Here is a 16885-nt window from a genome sequence, read left to right on the forward strand (position 1 = left end):
CGGGCGAGCGATCTACACCGCTGCCGCGATCGTCTCCCGCAACCACCGGTGGGCCGGATCGCGATGCACGCGTTCGTGCCACAGCATCGACATTTCGTAGCCGGGCACGTCGACGGGCGCTTCCACGACCCGCAACGCGGGCACGTCGCGCACCAGCCGCTCGGGCACCATCGCGACGAGATCGGTGCTGGCGACGGCCGACATCACGAACAGGAAGTGTGGCACCGACAGCACGACGCGCCGCGTGGCACCCACCTTTGCGAGCGCTTCGTCCGTCACGCCGAAGAAGCCGGCGCCGTCGGGCGACGTGATCACGTGCTCGAGCGTACCGAACTGCGCGAGCGTGGGGCGCCGCTTCAGCTTCGGGTGACCGGCGCGGCCGATGAGCACATAACGCTCGACGAACAGCGGCAGCCGCCGCATGCCGGCCGGCGATTCGTCGGTCGTGTGAAAGGCGAGGTCGATGCCGTTTCGTTCGGTATCCTGCTCGATTCTCGGCGGGACGAGCTCGACGATCGCGAGCCGCGTACCGGGGGCGGTCGAACGCAGCGCGTTTAGCGCGGGCAGGACGATCGTTGATTCGCCGTAGTCGGTCGCCGCCACGCGCCACGTGTTCTGCGCGGTGGCGGGATCGAACGGCGTGGCGGGGATCACCGCGCGTTCGATCGCTTCGATGGCGTCCCGCAACGGCTCGCGCAGCGCCTCCGCGCGCGCAGTCGGCCGCATCCCGCGCGGCCCCGGCAGCAGCAGCGGATCGCCGAACAGGTCGCGCAGCTTCTGCAACTGCACGCTTACCGACGGCTGCGACAAGTTCAGCTTCTCGGCCGTGCGCGTGACGTTGTGCTCGGCGAGCAGCACGTCCAGCGTGACGAGCAGATTGAGATCGAGTCGCCTGAGATTATTCATGGCTATACCTGGAATATCAGGAATTCATTTCGAATATACCTTCGATCGCGGCATCCTGCAGTCATTCAATCAACGGAGTACCGAACATGAATGTGCTGATCGTCTATGCCCATCCCGAACCGCGTTCGCTGACCGGCTCGTTGCGCGACTTCACCGTCGAGCATCTCGAAGCGGCCGGCCATACGGTGCAGGTGAGCGACCTGTATGCGATGAACTGGAAGGCGGCATTCGACGCGGACGACATGACCGGGCGTGAGCCGGACGCGCGTTTCGATCCGTCGAACGACTCGAAGCACGCGTTCGCAACCGGCACGCAGCGCGACGACATCGTGCGCGAGCAGGACAAGCTGAGGTGGGCCGATGCGGTGATCCTGCAGTTCCCGCTGTGGTGGTTCTCGATGCCGGCGATCATGAAGGGCTGGTTCGAGCGCGTGTATGCGTGCGGCTTTGCCTACGGGGTGGGCGAGCATTCCGACACGCATTGGGGCAATCGTTATGGCGAGGGTTCGTTCGTCGGCAAGCGCGCGATGGTGATCGTCGCGGCAGGCGGATGGCAGTCGCATTACAGCCCGCGTGGCATCAACGGACCGATCGACGACGTGCTGTTCCCGATCCAGCACGGGATGCTGTATTACCCGGGCTTCTCCGTGCTGCCGCCGTTCGTGATCTACCGGTCGGGGAAGATGAACGAAGCACGCTTCGACGAAACGCGTGCGGCGCTCGGCCAGCGTCTGGATGAGCTTTGGACCACGCAGCCGATCCCGTTCCGGCGCCAGAACATGGGCGATTACGAGATTCCGGCGTTGACGCTGAAGGACGAAATCGCACCGGGGAAGGTGGGGTATGCGGCGCATCTGACACACGAGGCTTGATGTCGGATGGCAGGCCCGCGCGCGCACGCGCACGCGCACGCGACGCGCGGGCATATCGACACATGCGCTCGAATCAAGTAGTTTCCGGGGATCGACGCGATTCGTCTGCACAATAGGCCGGCGTGGCCCGCGCAGCGAATCGGTCTCGACGGAGAACTACAACCATGTCTTTCGAACAACCGGGCCAGGCAGAACCGATCGATGACCCGCGCGCGCCGCTGCTGATCGCACTCGAAGCCGGCGGCTATCTGACGGAGGAGCAGGCGGCACGCGTCACCCAGCGTCTGCGGGACGCACCGGCCGAGCTTCCCGATACCGATTCCGTGCGTGTCATGCTCGACTGGCTGATCGCCGAGGGCTACACGACGGCGGACGCCGAGGCGAAAGCGACGCATGAGCTGCTGGACGGCCACTATGCGACCGGCAACGCGAAACTCATCCTGATGACGGTGCTGGAGGAGATCGATCCGCCCCGCTTCGAACAGCGTCGGAACGAAACGGTCGCATCGATGCAGCGCGAGCAAAAGAAGAAGCAGATGCTGATCGGCTTCGGCGGCCTGGCTGCCGCGCTCGCGGTGGGCGCCTACCTGTTGTGGCCCGCATCGGCGCCCGCGTGCGGCGCATCGAGCACGACCAAGGCGCTGAATTCGCTGTTGTTCGACGCGCGCAGGGACATGATGCTCAAGAACCCGATGCAGATGCTCGACCAGGGCAGCAAGTCGTTTCCGCACGTCAGCAACCCGCGTGAAGTCGGCTACGACGAGGCCAATCGCGCGCGCGGCTGCCTGGTGGATGTGAGTATCGCCGACGAGCAAGCGACGATCGGCTATGTGGTCCGGCACGACGACAAGGACAAGAGCGCCTTTGTCGTGCAGATGTTCCCGCCCGAATACGTGAAGGTTCGCTACAGTGCGCAGGGCCTCAATCCGAAGCTCGGCGCACCGCTCGGCCGCGACGTCATCAGCACGGCTTTCATGGCGGGCGTCGCGCAATTCGACAAGGCGGTGTCGGCGCGGATGCCGAGCTACGGCAAGCCGATGTTCGGCGACGACAAACCGACGACGCTGACGAGCAACGTGCTGGGCGTCATGCCGGCCGCCGACTGCCGGCAGATCGACGGCGACCACGTGTCGTGTCCGCTGCTGATCGATTATCGCGACCGGCTGCTCGGCGCGATCGGCGCGCCGTCGATGCTGCAGTTGAAGGGCGATTTCACGTTCGTCAAGGACGGCAGCGGCTGGAAAACCGCCGACGATTTCGACAAGACGCTGATGGAGGCGATCGTCGCGCGACGCGTCGCGAAGGTGTACGGCGATGAAGCCGCCGACAAGATGGATGCGCAGAAGTAAGCCGCGCGGCAACTCGATTCACCGCTGCGGATGGCGCAATGAAACGGGCGGCCTGCGAGGCAATCGCAGGCCGCCCGTCTTCCTTGTCAGTGCTCGGCCGCTTGTTTAGCGATCGTCTTCCCGTACCGAAGACGGATGCCGGCACAGCGCCCGCACTTCCATCTCCATATACGGGAACAGCGGCAGCTGGCTCAGCAGGTCATGCAGTTGCTGCACGCTTTCGACGTCGAAGATGCTGACGTTCGCATACTGCCCGGCGATCCGCCACAGATGCCGCCAGGTCCCTTCGTTCATCAACCGCTGGCACATCGCCTTTTCTTCCGCCTTCAGCGTGGCCGCCTTGACCGGATCCATGTCCGTCGGCAGACGGACGGTCATTTCCACATGAAACAGCATCCTGCACTCCTTGCGTTATCGGTTCGTCGAATCGGAAGGCCGCTCACGCCTGCGCGCGGGCCCGCTCGACTTCGCTGCCCGGCACGTCCTGCTTTTCCTTGAGCAGCGAGAAATCGAAGTCGATCAGCGCGAACTGCCCGTCGACGCCATACGCCTTGCCTTCCGCGCCTTCGGCCTGCTTCACCGGCGGGATCAACCCGTCGCGCGTCGCGAAGGCGAAGTCGTCCCACAGATGCGGATCGCCATCGATGTTGATCTGCGTCGTCAGCTTACGATAACCGTCTGCCGAAACGAAGAAGTGAATGTGTGCCGGACGATGGCCGTGGCGGCCGAGCTGGTCGAGCAGTTGCTCGGTCTTGCTGCCCGGCGGCACGCTGTAGCCGACCGGCAGCACGCTGCGGAAGCTGTAGCGGCCGTCGGCATCGGTGCGGATCGAGCGACGCAGGTTGAACGCGGGCTGCGACTGATCGAAGTACGAGTAGTTGCCGAGATGGTTCGCGTGCCACACCTCGACCAGCGCGTTCGCGAGCGGCGCGCCGTCCTGGCCGAGCACCTGGCCGCGCATGATGAGCGTCTGGCCCGGATCGGTACCGTCGTCCAGACGCGCATGGCCGACCGATTCCGGCGCACCGGCGACATACAGCGGCCCTTCGATCGTGCGCGGCGTGCCGCCCTGGATGCCGGCCTTTTCCTCGGCTTCGTCCATGCGCACGTCGAGGAAGCGCTCGAGGCCGAGGCCCGCGGCGATCAGCCCGAATTCGCGGCCGGCTTCGTTCAGGTAGTTCAGCGCCGTCCAGAATTCGCTCGGCTGCACGTCGAAGTCCTCGATCGTGTAGCAGATGTCCTGCACGATCCGGTTGACGATCGCGCGCACGCGCGGGTTGCCCGGCTTTTCTGCGGCGTCGTCGAAGGTCTTCAGCAGTGCGTCGATGGCTTGCTTGTTCATCTGTGTCTCCGGTTTCGGTTGTCGTGTGGGGTCAGCGGGCGTCGCGTCGCATCCGTTCGATGCGGGCCCAGTCGAAGGTGATGCCGAGGCCGGGCGCTGCCGGCAGGTGCAGCTTGAAATCCTCGTAACGCAGCGGCTCGACGAGGATTTCCTCGGTGAGCAGCAGCGGGCCGAACAGTTCGGTGCCCCATTTCAGCGAGTCGAACGTGCTGAACAGTTGCGCGGACGCCATCGTGCCGGCCGCGCCCTCGAGCATCGTGCCGCCGTACAGTTCGATACCGGCCGCCGCGGCGATCGACGCGACGCTCGCCGCGCCCTGCAGGCCGCCCGATTGCGCGATCTTCACCGCGAACACGTCGGCCGCGCGGTCCTGCGCGAGCGCGAACGCATCGACGGGGCCGTGCAGCGCCTCGTCGGCCATGATCGGCACCTGCGCAAGTTGCGTGAGGCGTTTCAGCCCCGCGCGGTTGGTCGCGGCGATCGGCTGCTCGACGAGGCTCACGCCAGCTTCCGCAAGCCGTGCGCCGGCCCAGATCGCATCGGTTTCGCTCCATGCCTGGTTGACGTCGACGCGCACGTCGCCACGCTCGCCGAGCGCGCGCTTGATCGCGATCACATGCGCGACGTCGTCGGCCACGGCGTTCGAGCCGATCTTCAGCTTGAACGCGCGGTGGCGACGGGCGTCGAGCATCGCTTCGGCTTCCGCGATGTCGCGCTGCGTGTCGCCGCTCGCCAGCGTCCATGCGACGTCCACCGCATCGGTCCGGCGGCCGCCGAACAGCTCGGACAGCGGCACGCCGAGGCGGCGCGCCTGCGCGTCGAACAGCGCGGTCTCGATCGCGCATTTTGCGAAGCGGTTGCCCTGGAACAGCTTGCGGGCGCGCGCCAGCGCGGCTCCCGGACGCGTCGCGTCCATGCCCTGCAGCAGCGGTGCAAAGTAGGTGTCGATGTTGACCTTGATGCTTTCGGGGCTCTCCTCGCCATACGCGAGACCGCCGATGGTCGTTGCCTCGCCGACGCCTTCGATACCGTCCGTGCATCGAACACGCACCAGCACGAGGGTCTGGCAATTCATCGTGGCGACCGACAATTTGTGGGGCCGAATCGTCGGCACGTCGACGAGCAGCGTCTCGATGCGTTCGATGGTGGCGGCAGTTGCTATCATGCGATTCCTCCTGTTGGTGCACATGGTAGGAATTCCCGCCCCGCGTCGTCCAACACTCTTTCCGACTACTTCCATACCTTTGAGGCATGAAATGGAATTGCGTCAGCTCCGCTACTTCATCGCCGTCGCTGAGGAAATGAACATCACGCGGGCGGCCGAGCGGCTGCACATGACGCAGCCGCCGCTGAGCCGCCAGCTCCAGGCGATCGAGGACGAGATCGGGTTGCCGCTGTTCGAGCGCGGTGCGCGGCCGCTGAAACTGACGGATGCGGGGCGCGTGTTTTACGCGCAGGCGAAGCGCCTCGTCGACCAGGCCGACGAGCTCGGCCCGCTGACGCGGCGGCTCGCGCAGCTGTCGGAGCGGATCGTGATCGGCTTCGTGCCGTCGACGCTGTACGGCGCGCTGCCGGACGTGATCCGCGCGTTTCGCGAGGCGCAGCCGGACGTCGAGCTGTCGCTGATCGAAATGTTCACGCTCGAACAGCTCGGCGCGTTGAAGGGCGGGCGGATCGACGTGGGGTTCGGCCGGCTGCGGTTCGACGACGATCAACTGGTGCGCGAGGCGCTGATCGAGGAAAAGCTGATCGCGGCGCTGCCGGTCGGGCATCCGCTCGCCGATCCGGCCCGGCCGCTGACGCTCGCGGATATCGCGAACGAGACGCTGATCGTCTATCCGAGCACGCCGCGGCCGAGCTTTGCCGATCAGCAGCTGTCCGCGCTGCGCGACGGCGGGCTGGTGCCGACGGCCGTTCACGAGGTGCGCGAGCTGCAGACGGCGCTCGGGCTCGTGGCCGCGCAGGTCGGCGTGTCGCTGGTGCCGGAGAGTGTGGAGGGGGTGCGTGTGAAGGGCGTGGTCTACCGGCGGTTGCCGGAGCCGGCCGCGACGTCGCCGATCATCATGAGCCGCCGGCTGCACGGCGAAAGCGCCGCCACGGCGGCGTTTTGCGCGATTGCGCGGGAGATGATCGTGCCGGTGGCGTAACGATCGTCATTGTTTCTGAAAATCGCAACTAACGGTCTGTCTCGGCAGGCACAGGCAAATGCGGGGAGGGCGTCACGGTTTCAGGTCGTGCCGTGCAACGTCGCGACCGGCCAGGCAAGCCGCCGGGCGCGCGAGCATACGCGGCGCTAGCGCTTCCCGTCGAGCGTTTCCGACGGCGATTCCCCGAACTTTTCCCGATACGCGATTGCGAATCGGCCGAGGTGCGTAAACCCGCAATCGAGCGCGACATCGGCGATCCGCCGGCCGGACGTTGCGCCGCGTAGCAGCTCACGCGCATGGTCGAGCCGCGTCGCGCGCAGGTATTGCATCGGGCTCATGCCGCGGAACTGCAGGAACGCGTCGCGCAGCGTCCGTTCCGGCACGTTGGCGGCCTGGACGATATCGGCGAGTTGCAGCGGCTGCGCGTAGTGCGCGTTCACGAATTCCTGCGCGCGCCGCACGAAACCCGGCACCGGGTCGCGGTGCGACGCGTGCAGCACGGACGGCGGGTGGCCTTCGATCAGCAGGTCGATCAGCAGGTGTTCGAGCTGCGATGCGACGCGCGGGTTCGCGTTCGCGCGTTCGAGCAGTTCGGGCGAGCGCGCGACGAGCATCAGCTGCTGGCGCCATGCGGCGAGCGCGGCATCGCTGACATGCAGCACCGGATCGAGCGTTGCGCGCGGGTCGCCCGTCAGCGAGCCGACGGTCGCCGCGTCGATGCGCAGCACGAACTGCTCGCAATCGGCGGACAGCACCGCGTCGAAGCGCTCGCCGGGTGCGCACAGCACGCCCGTCTGGCCGTCGACGCCGAGTTGCCGGCCCATCGCACGCACCTCGGCCTGGCCGGACAGGCAGAACATCAGCAGGTAATAGCCGTCGACCGCGTCGACCTGCACGCGCATCGCGTCGCCGAACGCGATCGTGCCGATCCCGAGCCCGCCCAGCTTGACGAAATCCATGTGCGACGCACCATGCGTGCGGCCGCTCGGCAGCAGCGCATGCGGCTGCATCACGCGCGAGATCCGCTCGCGCGTCTCGTCGAGATCGCGGGATTCGAACAGCCGGTGCGCGCGCAGCGCGAGCGGCTCGAACGACGTTGGGGACATGGGCCTCAGCCTTGGTATGAGCGACGTGCGCTTCGATCCGATCAATGGGTCGCGATCGCGCGCCGGGTCGCGTGTGCCGTCATGCTAGCGCAGAAATCCGCCGAAAGTGGATATTGCGCCGCCGCAATCGCACTTTCCGGATAGACGGCGAATATTAGCTTTTCAAAAATCGGCTCCATGCATTCAACGAAACGGATCGACCAGGAGTCCGACATGGAGCAGACAGAATCGCCCGTCGTTTTCGCCGCGCGCGGTGACGCGTCCGACGTGACCTTTCCGCACGACGACGGCTCGCGCGTGCCGTATAAGGTGTTCAGCTCGCGCGCGGTCTACGATCGCGAACAGGAACGCATCTTCCGCGGCCCGACGTGGAACTTCGTCGCGCTGGAAGCGGAAATCCCGAACGCCGGCGACTTCAAGAGCACGTTCGTCGGCGATACGCCGGTGGTCGTCACGCGTACCGAGGACGGCACGCTTTCCGCGTGGGTGAACCGCTGCGCGCACCGCGGCGCGCAGGTGTGCCGCAAGTCGCGCGGCAACGCGAGCTCGCACACGTGCGTCTATCACCAGTGGAGCTTCGACAATTCGGGCAACCTGCTCGGCGTGCCGTTCCGGCGCGGCCAGAAGGGGATGTCCGGGATGCCGGCCGACTTCGACCCGAAGCAGCACGGGCTGCGCAAGCTGCGCGTCGACAGCTATCGCGGGCTCGTGTTCGCCACCTTCAGCGACGACGTGATGCCGCTGCCCGACTATCTCGGCGAGCAGATGCGCCCGTGGATCGACCGGATCTTCCACAAGCCGATCGAGTATCTCGGCTGTACGCGCCAGTATTCGAAGTCGAACTGGAAGCTGTACATGGAGAACGTGAAGGATCCGTATCACGCGAGCATGCTGCACCTGTTCCATACGACCTTCAACATCTTCCGCGTCGGGATGAAGGCGCGCTCGATTCCGGACGCGAACCACGGGCTGCACAGCATCATCACGGTGACGAAGACCGGCGACGACACGTCGGCCGCGTACAAGCAGCAGAACATCCGTTCGTTCGACGAAGGCTTCCATCTGGAGGACGAATCGATCCTCGATCTCGTATCGGAATACGACGAGGACTGCACGAACCATATCCAGCCGATCTTCCCGCAGCTCGTGATCCAGCAGATTCACAACACGCTGGTCGCACGCCAGATCCTGCCGAAAGGCCCCGACAACTTCGAACTGATCTTCCACTTCTTCGGCTACGCGGACGATACGCCCGAGCTGCGCGCGCTGCGCATCAAGCAGGCGAACCTCGTCGGGCCCGCGGGCTATATCTCGATGGAGGACACGGAGGCGACCGAGCTCGTGCAGCGCGGCACGGTGCGCGACGGCGACGCGACGTCGGTGATCGAGATGTCGCGCGGCAATCCGGACCAGCAGGACACGGTGATCACCGAAAGCCTGATCCGCAAGTTCTGGGTCGGCTACCAGAAGCTGATGGGCTATTGAAGCGGGAGCGCGGAATGATGGAAAACCTGACGGAAGACATGAAGACGTGGTTCGAGATTTACATGCTCCAGAACCGCTATATCGGGCACCTCGACAACAACCGGCTCGAAGCATGGCCGACGATGTTCACCGAGGACTGCACGTACGAAATCGTGCCGAAGGAAAACGCCGACCTCGGGCTGCCGGTCGGGATCGTCCACTGCACGAACCAGCGGATGCTGCGCGACCGCGTGGTGTCGCTGCGGCACGCGAACATCTACGAAGAGCATACGTACCGGCACATGACGTCGGGCCTGACGATCGTTGCGGAACGTGACGGCGAGATCGACACGGAAAGCAACTACGTCGTCGTGCAGACGCGCAGCAACGGCGAGTCGAACGTGTACCAGGCCGGCAAGTACTACGACACGGTCGTGCGCACGCCGGACGGGCTGCGCTACAAGACCAAGCGGGTGATCTACGACACGTCGCGCGTGCAGACGCTGCTCGCCACCCCGATCTGATACGGAAGCAAGGAACAGACATGACCGAAGCAACGCTCGCCGAGTGGCATCCGCTCGGCGCTTTCGACGAATTCTCCGAAGACGAACCGGCGGCGCGGGTCGCCGGCCAGAAGCCGATCGCCGTGTTCCGGATCGGCGACGAACTGTTCGCGATGCACGACCTCTGCACGCACGGCCATGCGCGGCTGTCCGAAGGCTATGTGGAGGACGGCTGCGTCGAATGCCCGCTGCACCAGGGGCTGATCGACATCCGCACCGGCGCGCCGAAATGCGCGCCGATCACCGAACCGGTGCGGACCTATCCGATCCGGATCGTCGCCGGGCAGGTGGAAGTCAATGTCGGCTGATCCGTTCGTGATCGTCGGCGCTGGCCATGCGGCGCGGCGCACGGCCGAAGCGCTGCGCGAACGCGACGCCGCGGCGCGCATCGTGATGATCGGCGCGGAACGCGAGCTGCCGTACGACCGGCCCGCGTTGTCGAAGGATGCACTGCTGAGCGACGGCGGCGAGCAGCGTGCGTTCGTGCGCGATGCCGAGTGGTACGACGCGCAGCGCATCGAGCTGCGGCTCGGCACGCGTGTCGATGCGATCGAGCGGGAGGCGCAGCGTGTGCGGCTCGACGACGGCGCGACGCTGCCCTATGCGCGGCTCGTGCTCGCGACGGGCTCGCGGGTGCGCACGTTCGGCGGGGCGGTCGACGAAGGCGTCAAGCCGCATTACGTCCGCTCCATCGACGATGCGCGTGCGTTGCGCGCGCAGCTTTCGCCGGGCCGTCGCGTGGCGGTGCTCGGCGGCGGTTTCATCGGCCTCGAGGTCGCCGCGGCGGCGCGTCAGCTCGGTTGCGACGTGACGGTGATCGATCCGGCGCCGCGCTTGCTGCAGCGTGCGTTGCCGGAGGTGGTCGGCGCGTACGCGCATCGGTTGCACGATGCACGCGGCGTGATCTTCCAGATGGCGACGCTGCCGAGCGCGATCCGTCGCGCACCGGGCGGCGGCGCGATCGTCGAGACCGATCGTGGCGACGTGCCGGCTGACCTCGTCGTGGTCGGCATCGGTGTGGTGCCCAATGCCGAGCTGGCACAGGCGGCGGGGCTCGAGGTCGACAACGGAATACGCGTCGACGCAGGCTGCCGCACGGTCGATCCCGCGATCTTCGCGGCGGGCGAGGTGACGATGCACTTCAATCCGCTGCTCGGGCGTCACGTGCGGATCGAATCGTGGCAGGTCGCCGAAAACCAGCCGGCCGTCGCGGCCGCGAACCTGCTCGGCGCCGACGAGACTTATGCCGAGTTGCCGTGGCTGTGGTCCGATCAGTACGACTGCAACCTGCAGATGCTCGGGCTGTTCGGCAGCGAACTTACGACCGTCGTGCGCGGCGATCCCGCGAACGGGCCGTTCACGGTGTTCGGGCTGGGCGACGACGGCAGGATCGTCGCGGTGGCCGCGGCGAACCTGGGGCGCGACATCGGTGCATCGCGCCGGCTGATCGCGGCGAGCGCGGTGCCGGACCCGGTGAAGCTCGCCGATCCGGCTGTGAACCTGAAGACGTTTCTGTAGCACGCGCATGGTGATCCGGCCCGGCTGGCGGTGACGGCGCCGGCCGGCATCGTGCGCGCCCCGCCGGTTCGTTCCGGTGGGTTGCTGCCGGAGCGATGCGCGTCGCAATGTTTGTCGGCAACACCGCAACCGGTGCATATTAGCGGCATCGTTCGCCCGACCGTTGCCCATGACGCCAGACAAAGCCCTCGAACTGAAACGCAGCAAGCGCCGTGCGCTGTGGCTGCTGCTGGCCGCCGTCGCGGTGTTCGTCACGACGATCCTGCTGCCGCGCGGCACGTGGGTCGACGGCTTCAAGGCCGTGGCCGAAGCCGCGATGGTCGGCGCGCTCGCCGACTGGTTCGCGGTGGTCGCGCTGTTCCGCCGCGTGCCGATCCCGTTCGTGTCGCGCCATACCGAGATCATTCCGAAGAACAAGGACAAGATCGCCGACAACCTCGCGGTATTCGTGCGCGAGAAGTTCCTCGGCCCCGACGCGCTTGCCGCGCAGATCCGCCAGCACGATCCCGCGCAGAAACTCGGCGCGTGGCTCGGTGAGCCGGCGAACACCGAGGCGCTCGGCGGCTATGTGACGAAGCTGATGAGCTTCGCGCTCGACATGACCGACGACGCACGGATCCAGTCGTTCGTGCACGACGCGTTTCGCGCGGTGATCGACCGGGTCGACCTGTCGCAATCGGCCGGCGCGGTCCTCGACACGCTGACGAAGGACGGCCGTCACCAGGCGCTGCTCGACGACGCGATCGAGCAGGTGGTCGACGTGCTCGACAAGGAGGAGAACCGCGAGGTGATCGCCGGCTTCATCGTCGAATGGCTGAAGACGCAGTACCCGAAGGTCGAGAAGATCATGCCGACGCAGTGGTTCGGCGAGAACGGCGCGCGGATGCTCGCGAACGCGGTGAGTCGCGTGCTGGAAGGCGTGGCGGCCGACCCCGAGCACGAGCTGCGGCAGCGCTTCGACCGGACGGTCGTGCGGCTGACCGAGCGGTTGAAACACGACCCGGCGTTCATCGCGAAGGGCGAGGAGATCAAGCACTATATCCGCGACGGCGCTGCGTTCAACGAGTACGTGCGCGACTTGTGGGATCAGTTGCGCGCGTGGCTGAAGGCCGATCTCGCGCGCCCCGATTCGGCGCTGCACCGGCAGGCCGCGACGCTCGGCGGCTGGCTCGGCGCGCGGCTGGCGGAGAGCCCGGCATTGCGCGCGTCGCTGAACGAGCACGTCGAGAAGGCGGTGCACGAGATGGCGCCGGATTTCGCGGATTTCCTGATGCGTCACATTCGCGACACGGTGCGCAACTGGGATGCGCGCGAGATGTCGCGGCAGATCGAGCTGAATATCGGCAAGGATCTGCAATACATCCGCATCAACGGCACGCTGGTCGGCGGGCTGATCGGGCTCGGGCTGTATCTGGTGTCGCTGGTGCCACGCTGGGCGGCCGGCTGGCTGCACTGACGCGGCCACGGGTATCGCGCGGCGGGCGCGCCGGGCCGTGCCCGCGCATCATGCGTGCGCTTTTGCGCCGTGCAGTTGCAGGCCGAGCGCCTTGATGACCTTCAGGATCGTGCCGAAGCTCGGATTGCCATCGTGCGACAGCGCCTTGTACAGCCCCTCGCGCGACAGGCCCGCATCGCGTGCGACCTGCGACATGCCGCGCGCGCGCGCGATCACGCCGAGCGCGTGCGCGATGAAGGCCGGATCGTCGCCGGCTTCCTGCAGGCACGCTTCGAAGTAGTCGGCCATGTCGTCTTCGGTTTTCAGGTGGTCGGCCGAATCCCATGGCCGGGTGCTGATCTTGTCCATCGATTACTCCATGTCGAGATGCGCGAGCATCGCGTGGGCGGCACGGATGTCGGCCTGTTGCGTCGATTTATCGCCGCCGCAGAGCAGGACGACCCAGATCGTTCCGCGCCGGACGTAGTAGACGCGATAGCCGGGGCCATGATCGATCCGCATCTCGACGACCGGCGAGCCGGCGGACTTCCAGTCGCCCGGATTGCCCATCGAGAGGCGGTCGATGCGTGCCTGGATGCGTCGCTTCGCGACGCGATCCGGCAGGCCGGCAAACCAGGCGTCGAAGACGTCGGTGGTCCGGATGCTGAACGTAGGCGCACTGTAGGGCATGGATTCTAGTATGTCAACCATGGTTCACATGTCTGATGGGTTGATTGCGTTGTCGCTACAGTAGGGCCGCGCGCTTCGTTTGCGGGCTAAATGGCCGTTCGGCCGAAGTCGGGATCTTCCGAATCCGTCTACAATCAAAAACGTCTTTGCCGCCCGTGCGCGCCTGCCGCGCGCGGGCGGATCCGTTTGTCCTCCGGTATCCGGAGGCGCCGCCGCGCAGCGCGTGTTGCACGGCGGGCAGTGCCGTGGTTTGTGTCCAGTAGGTAAAGCGTCCGCGTGCCGTAGGCCGGCGCGCGTTCTGAACGCTGCGTGTCCGTAGGCCGGGCAGGCGGCATCAACCGAGAGTCCCCATGAAAGCATCGGATCTGTTCGTGAAGGCGCTGGAAGCCGAAGGCGTCGAGTACGTGTTCGGCATTCCCGGCGAAGAAAACCTCGATCTGCTCGAATCGCTGCGGCGATCGAAGATCAAGCTCGTGCTGACCCGGCACGAGCAGGCGGCCGGGTTCATGGCCGCCACCTACGGCCGCCTGACGGGCCGCACCGGCGTGTGTATCGCCACGCTCGGGCCTGGCGCAACCAACTTCGTGACGGCCGCCGCGTATGCGCAGCTCGGCGGCATGCCGATGCTGATGATCACCGGGCAGAAGCCGATCAAGTCCAGCAAGCAGGGCCACTTCCAGATCGTCGACGTGGTCGACATGATGCAGCCGCTCACGAAGTTCACGCGGCAGATCGTGTCGATCGGCAACATCCCGTCGGCCATACGCGAGGCGTTCCGCCGCGCGGAGGAAGAACGCCCGGGCGCCGCGCACCTCGAGCTGCCGGAAGACATCGCACACGAGGAGGGCGACGGCAAGCCGATTCCGCGCAGCTACAGCCGCCGGCCGGTGGCCGAGGAGAAGGCGGTCGCGCATGCGGTCGACGCGATCCAGGCCGCGCGCCATCCGCTGCTGATGATCGGCGCGGGCGGCAACCGCAAGACCACCTGCAAGATGCTGCTCGAATTCGTCGACAAGACGGGTATCCCGTTCTTCACGACGCAGATGGGCAAGGGCGTGATCGACGAGACGCACCCGCTGTGGCTCGGCAACGCGACGCTGTCCGACGGCGATTTCGTGCACCGCGCGATCGAACAGGCGGACTGCATCATCAACGTCGGCCACGACGTGATCGAGAAGCCGCCGTTCTTCATGCGTACCGACGACAAGACCGTGATCCACGTGAACTTCCTCGGCGCGCAGGTCGACCCCGTCTACTTTCCGCAGATCGAGGTGGTCGGCGACATCGCGAACGCGGTGTGGCAGATGAAAGAGGCGCTCGCGCCGCAGCCGCACTGGGATTTCACGCGCTTCGCGATGATCAAGGAGCATTTCGACGCCCATCTGGAGAAGGGCCAGCACGATCCGCGCTTCCCGATGTACCCGGTGCGGATCGTCAACGATCTGTACAACGCATTGCCGGTCGACGGCATCGTCTGTCTCGACAACGGGATGTACAAGATCTGGTTCGCGCGCTACTGGCGCGCGCACGAGCCGAATTCGCTGCTGCTCGACAACGCGCTCGCGTCGATGGGCGCCGGCCTGCCGTCGGCGATCGCGACCAAGATCGTGCATCCGCAGCGCAAAGTGATCGCCGTGTGCGGCGACGGCGGCTTCATGATGAATTCGCAGGAGCTCGAAACGGCCGTGCGGCTGAAGCTCGACATCGTCGTGATGATCCTGCGCGACGACGCGTTCGGGATGATCCGCTGGAAGCAGGAGAACATGAACTTCCCCGATTTCGCGATGACGCTGCAGAATCCCGATTTCGTGTCGTATGCGCAAAGCTACGGCGCGCACGGGCATCGCGTCGAATCGGCCGACGATCTCGAGCCGCTGCTGCGCGAGTGCTTCTCGTCGCCGGGCGTGCACGTGATCGACGTGCCGATCGACTACTCGGACAACGAGCGCGTGCTGAACCGCGAGATCAAGCGCCTGTCGGCGCAACTCTGAATGTCCCGTTCACAGGAAGGAGTCGTTCCATGTTGAAGGAAACCTATCCGTACTACCTCGCCAACGAAGCCGTCTACGCGAACACCGATCTGGAAGTGACGGACAAGTTCAGCGGCAAGGTCGCGACGCGCGTCGCGCTGGCCGACGCGAAGGCCATCGACGCAGCGATCGGCGCGGCGGTCGATGCCGCGAAGCCGATGCGCGAGTTGCCGGCCTACAAGCGGCAGGCCGTGCTTGACCATTGCGTTACGCGCTTTCGCGAGCGCTTCGACGAGCTGGCCGAGGCGCTGTGCATCGAGGCCGGCAAGCCGATCAACGATTCGAAGGGCGAAGTGACGCGGCTGATCGACACGTTCCGCGTGGCGTCGGAAGAATCGGTGCGAATCGACGGCGAGATCATCAACCTCGAAATCTCCGCGCGTGCGCAGGGCTATACGGGCTACACGAAGCGCGTGCCGGTCGGCCCGTGCTCGTTCATCTCGCCGTTCAACTTTCCGCTGAACCTCGCCGCGCACAAGGTCGCGCCCGCGCTCGCGGCCGGTTGTCCGTTCGTGCTGAAGCCCGCAAGCCGCACGCCGATCGGCGCGCTGATCATCGGCGAGGTGCTCGCGGAAACCGATCTGCCGAAGGGGGCGTTCTCGGTGCTGCCCGCGCACCGCGACGGCGCCGACCTGTTCACGACCGACGAGCGTTTCAAGCTGCTGTCGTTCACGGGTTCGCCGGCCGTCGGCTGGGCGCTGAAGGAGAAGGCCGGCAAGAAGAAAGTCGTGCTGGAACTCGGCGGCAACGCGGCTGCGATCGTCGATGCGGACCAGCGCGACCGGCTCGACTACGTGGTCGAGCGTCTGGCGTTCGGCGCGTACTACCAGTCGGGCCAGAGCTGCATCGGCGTGCAGCGGATCCTCGTGCATGCCGATCTTTACGACGCGCTGCGCGAGAAGCTGATCGCGAAGACGCGTTCGCTGAAAATGGGCGATCCGAAGGATCCGTCGACGTTCGTCGGCCCGATGATCTCCGAATCCGAATCGCGCCGGCTGTCGGGCTGGATGGATGCGGCCGTCGCGGCGGGCGCGAAGATCGTCGCGGGGGGCAAGGTTGATGGCGCGATGTTCGAGGCGACGCTGCTGGAAAACGTCGGGCATGAGCAGGACCTGTACCGGAAGGAGGCGTTCGGCCCCGTTGCGATCCTCGAGAAGTTCGACCGGTTCGACGATGCGCTCGCGCGCGTGAACGACAGCGATTTCGGGCTACAGGCCGGTGTGTTTACCGATTCGCTGACGCACGCACAGCGCGCGTGGGACGAGCTGGAGGTCGGCGGCGTCGTGATCAACGACGTGCCATCGTTCCGCGTCGACAACATGCCCTATGGCGGCGTTAAGGATTCGGGCCTCGGCCGCGAAGGGATCCGTTACGCGATCGAGGACATGACCGAGCCTCGGCTGATGGTCGTGCGGCGCCGGTAACGCGCGGGCAGCAGCAGGGTGCCGCGACGGCACGCGGGC

At 66.1% G+C, this 16885-nt stretch carries 18 protein-coding genes; 10 read left to right on the forward strand and 8 right to left on the reverse strand.

The window, feature by feature from the left end; all coding sequences use genetic code 11:
* Positions 1-12: 12 nt before the first annotated feature.
* On the reverse strand, positions 13-906 hold the full coding sequence (locus QZM67_RS20345) for a LysR family transcriptional regulator (protein WP_301806159.1): 894 nt from the start codon (positions 904-906) through the stop codon (positions 13-15).
* Between the two features lie 86 nt (positions 907-992).
* Here QZM67_RS20345 and QZM67_RS20350 point away from each other — a divergent pair, with 86 nt between their 5' ends.
* Positions 993-1778, forward strand: coding sequence for an NAD(P)H-dependent oxidoreductase (locus QZM67_RS20350; protein ID WP_301806160.1), 786 nt, complete (start codon positions 993-995; stop codon positions 1776-1778).
* Positions 1779-1942: 164 nt separating this feature from the next.
* The gene (locus QZM67_RS20355) at positions 1943-3127 is read left to right on the forward strand and encodes a hypothetical protein (protein ID WP_301806162.1); all 1185 of its coding nucleotides are present in this window, start codon (positions 1943-1945) and stop codon (positions 3125-3127) included.
* Positions 3128-3232: 105 nt separating this feature from the next.
* Here QZM67_RS20355 and catC read toward each other — a convergent pair whose 3' ends face one another.
* Genes catC through QZM67_RS20370 form a run of 3 tightly spaced genes read right to left on the reverse strand, consistent with a single transcriptional unit; the run spans position 3233 to position 5634 of the window.
* Positions 3233-3523: a muconolactone Delta-isomerase gene (gene catC, locus QZM67_RS20360; RefSeq protein WP_011355923.1), complete on the reverse strand. Its 291-nt coding sequence runs from the start codon at positions 3521-3523 to the stop codon at positions 3233-3235.
* A gap of 43 nt (positions 3524-3566) precedes the next feature.
* Positions 3567-4469: a catechol 1,2-dioxygenase gene (gene catA, locus QZM67_RS20365; RefSeq protein WP_301806164.1), complete on the reverse strand. Its 903-nt coding sequence runs from the start codon at positions 4467-4469 to the stop codon at positions 3567-3569.
* A gap of 31 nt (positions 4470-4500) precedes the next feature.
* Complete coding sequence (locus QZM67_RS20370; protein WP_043177967.1) at positions 4501-5634, reverse strand: muconate/chloromuconate family cycloisomerase; 1134 nt, start codon at positions 5632-5634, stop codon at positions 4501-4503.
* Positions 5635-5725: 91 nt separating this feature from the next.
* Here QZM67_RS20370 and QZM67_RS20375 point away from each other — a divergent pair, with 91 nt between their 5' ends.
* Positions 5726-6616 (forward strand): LysR family transcriptional regulator, encoded by an 891-nt coding sequence (locus tag QZM67_RS20375; protein WP_301806166.1) that lies wholly within the window; start codon positions 5726-5728, stop codon positions 6614-6616.
* A 146-nt stretch (positions 6617-6762) separates the two neighbouring features.
* Here QZM67_RS20375 and andR read toward each other — a convergent pair whose 3' ends face one another.
* Positions 6763-7722, reverse strand: coding sequence for an anthranilate 1,2-dioxygenase regulatory protein AndR (gene andR / locus QZM67_RS20380; protein WP_301806167.1), 960 nt, complete (start codon positions 7720-7722; stop codon positions 6763-6765).
* 41 nt (positions 7723-7763) lie between these two features.
* Positions 7764-7937 carry a hypothetical protein gene (locus QZM67_RS20385; protein WP_301806168.1) on the reverse strand — a complete coding sequence of 58 codons (174 nt, stop codon included), beginning with the start codon at positions 7935-7937 and terminating at the stop codon, positions 7764-7766.
* Between QZM67_RS20385 and andAc the strand changes: the two genes are divergently transcribed.
* The 5 genes from andAc to QZM67_RS20410 all read left to right on the forward strand — a co-directional run bounded on the left by andAc (position 7936) and on the right by QZM67_RS20410 (position 12723).
* Positions 7936-9207, forward strand: a complete 1272-nt coding sequence (gene andAc / locus QZM67_RS20390; protein WP_089453466.1) for an anthranilate 1,2-dioxygenase large subunit AndAc — start codon at positions 7936-7938, stop codon at positions 9205-9207. The genes QZM67_RS20385 and andAc overlap by 2 nt on opposite strands.
* A 14-nt stretch (positions 9208-9221) precedes the next feature.
* Positions 9222-9710: an anthranilate 1,2-dioxygenase small subunit AndAd gene (gene andAd, locus QZM67_RS20395; RefSeq protein ID WP_011355917.1), complete on the forward strand. Its 489-nt coding sequence runs from the start codon at positions 9222-9224 to the stop codon at positions 9708-9710.
* A 20-nt stretch (positions 9711-9730) separates the two neighbouring features.
* Positions 9731-10057: an anthranilate 1,2-dioxygenase ferredoxin subunit AndAb gene (gene andAb / locus QZM67_RS20400; RefSeq protein ID WP_175024911.1), complete on the forward strand. Its 327-nt coding sequence runs from the start codon at positions 9731-9733 to the stop codon at positions 10055-10057.
* Positions 10047-11267, forward strand: coding sequence for an anthranilate 1,2-dioxygenase system ferredoxin--NAD(+) reductase (gene andAa / locus QZM67_RS20405; protein ID WP_301806170.1), 1221 nt, complete (start codon positions 10047-10049; stop codon positions 11265-11267). The genes andAb and andAa overlap by 11 nt, the downstream gene beginning before the upstream one ends.
* Positions 11268-11436: 169 nt before the next feature.
* Positions 11437-12723: a DUF445 domain-containing protein gene (locus QZM67_RS20410; protein WP_301806172.1), complete on the forward strand. Its 1287-nt coding sequence runs from the start codon at positions 11437-11439 to the stop codon at positions 12721-12723.
* Between the two features lie 48 nt (positions 12724-12771).
* On the opposite strand, the gene QZM67_RS20415 is transcribed toward QZM67_RS20410, so the two are convergent.
* Together QZM67_RS20415 and QZM67_RS20420 are read right to left on the reverse strand one after the other, a co-directional pair.
* Positions 12772-13071, reverse strand: a complete 300-nt coding sequence (locus QZM67_RS20415; protein WP_021157290.1) for an addiction module antidote protein — start codon at positions 13069-13071, stop codon at positions 12772-12774.
* A gap of 3 nt (positions 13072-13074) precedes the next feature.
* Positions 13075-13392 carry a type II toxin-antitoxin system RelE/ParE family toxin gene (locus QZM67_RS20420; protein ID WP_301806174.1) on the reverse strand — a complete coding sequence of 106 codons (318 nt, stop codon included), beginning with the start codon at positions 13390-13392 and terminating at the stop codon, positions 13075-13077.
* 350 nt (positions 13393-13742) lie between these two features.
* On the opposite strand from QZM67_RS20420, the gene QZM67_RS20425 reads away from it, so the two are divergent.
* A complete protein-coding gene (locus QZM67_RS20425; protein ID WP_175024907.1) occupies positions 13743-15383 on the forward strand; it encodes an acetolactate synthase large subunit in 1641 nt (546 codons plus the stop codon).
* 29 nt (positions 15384-15412) lie between these two features.
* Positions 15413-16846 (forward strand): aldehyde dehydrogenase family protein, encoded by a 1434-nt coding sequence (locus QZM67_RS20430; RefSeq protein ID WP_301806176.1) that lies wholly within the window; start codon positions 15413-15415, stop codon positions 16844-16846.
* Positions 16847-16885 lie beyond the last annotated feature (39 nt).

Source organism: Burkholderia sp. AU45251, from assembly GCF_030482905.1.
GTDB lineage: Bacteria > Pseudomonadota > Gammaproteobacteria > Burkholderiales > Burkholderiaceae > Burkholderia > Burkholderia aenigmatica.

Excerpts from the sequence above, each read along its gene's own strand:
- QZM67_RS20345 (WP_301806159.1), bottom strand. The coding sequence starts at position 906 with ATGAATAATCTCAGGCGACTCGATCTCAATCTGCTCGTCACGCTGGAC.
- QZM67_RS20350 (WP_301806160.1), top strand. The coding sequence starts at position 993 with ATGAATGTGCTGATCGTCTATGCCCATCCCGAACCGCGTTCGCTGACC.
- QZM67_RS20355 (WP_301806162.1), top strand. The coding sequence starts at position 1,943 with ATGTCTTTCGAACAACCGGGCCAGGCAGAACCGATCGATGACCCGCGC.
- catC (WP_011355923.1), bottom strand. The coding sequence starts at position 3,523 with ATGCTGTTTCATGTGGAAATGACCGTCCGTCTGCCGACGGACATGGAT.
- catA (WP_301806164.1), bottom strand. The coding sequence starts at position 4,469 with ATGAACAAGCAAGCCATCGACGCACTGCTGAAGACCTTCGACGACGCC.
- QZM67_RS20370 (WP_043177967.1), bottom strand. The coding sequence starts at position 5,634 with ATGATAGCAACTGCCGCCACCATCGAACGCATCGAGACGCTGCTCGTC.
- QZM67_RS20375 (WP_301806166.1), top strand. The coding sequence starts at position 5,726 with ATGGAATTGCGTCAGCTCCGCTACTTCATCGCCGTCGCTGAGGAAATG.
- andR (WP_301806167.1), bottom strand. The coding sequence starts at position 7,722 with ATGTCCCCAACGTCGTTCGAGCCGCTCGCGCTGCGCGCGCACCGGCTG.
- andAc (WP_089453466.1), top strand. The coding sequence starts at position 7,936 with ATGGAGCAGACAGAATCGCCCGTCGTTTTCGCCGCGCGCGGTGACGCG.
- QZM67_RS20385 (WP_301806168.1), bottom strand. The coding sequence starts at position 7,937 with ATGTCGGACTCCTGGTCGATCCGTTTCGTTGAATGCATGGAGCCGATT.
- andAd (WP_011355917.1), top strand. The coding sequence starts at position 9,222 with ATGATGGAAAACCTGACGGAAGACATGAAGACGTGGTTCGAGATTTAC.
- andAb (WP_175024911.1), top strand. The coding sequence starts at position 9,731 with ATGACCGAAGCAACGCTCGCCGAGTGGCATCCGCTCGGCGCTTTCGAC.
- andAa (WP_301806170.1), top strand. The coding sequence starts at position 10,047 with ATGTCGGCTGATCCGTTCGTGATCGTCGGCGCTGGCCATGCGGCGCGG.
- QZM67_RS20410 (WP_301806172.1), top strand. The coding sequence starts at position 11,437 with ATGACGCCAGACAAAGCCCTCGAACTGAAACGCAGCAAGCGCCGTGCG.
- QZM67_RS20415 (WP_021157290.1), bottom strand. The coding sequence starts at position 13,071 with ATGGACAAGATCAGCACCCGGCCATGGGATTCGGCCGACCACCTGAAA.
- QZM67_RS20420 (WP_301806174.1), bottom strand. The coding sequence starts at position 13,392 with ATGCCCTACAGTGCGCCTACGTTCAGCATCCGGACCACCGACGTCTTC.
- QZM67_RS20425 (WP_175024907.1), top strand. The coding sequence starts at position 13,743 with ATGAAAGCATCGGATCTGTTCGTGAAGGCGCTGGAAGCCGAAGGCGTC.
- QZM67_RS20430 (WP_301806176.1), top strand. The coding sequence starts at position 15,413 with ATGTTGAAGGAAACCTATCCGTACTACCTCGCCAACGAAGCCGTCTAC.